The 424-nt window shown below is 39.2% G+C and carries 1 pseudogene; it reads right to left on the bottom strand.

From position 1 onward, the window contains the following. A pseudogene (locus H5200_RS24260) lies at positions 1 to 306 on the bottom strand (transposase); the annotation flags it as partial. Positions 307 to 424: the final 118 nt, after the last annotated feature.

Raw genomic sequence — 424 nt, 5'->3', positions numbered from 1 at the left:
TTTATTCCACGCTTGCGAAACCTGTTCGACTATTTCTTCATAACCACTAAACACACGATTAGATAAACAGTGTTGCCGTATCCAACTCCATACTTGCTCTATTGGATTTAACTCCGGGGAGTAAGCCGGAAGTTTTATTAGCGTGACATTATTGAATGGTTTTACAGTATCAATAGTATGCTAACCAGCGCCATCAACGATCACGACGGCATGACGTCCTGCCTCCGTGGCTTTTGATATTAATTCCATGTGTTACGTCATGACGTCTTTATTGACGATAGGGCTGATCAGCGCTTCTGTTATACCAATCGACTTAAATATTTAACCATTCTAGCGAGCTAAATAAAGTGCTAACTGCGTTATAATTTATTCAAGTATAACAACTACATGTCGAAACTTACGCCTTGTTATCACTGTATTTATC

Origin of the sequence: Pseudoalteromonas sp. SG43-7 (genome assembly GCF_014164295.1) — a bacterium.
GTDB classification, from domain to species: Bacteria; Pseudomonadota; Gammaproteobacteria; order Enterobacterales; family Alteromonadaceae; genus Pseudoalteromonas; species Pseudoalteromonas rhizosphaerae.
Note: the sequence above shows the minus strand (reverse complement) of the source record. Positions and strands in the feature narration are given on the sequence as shown.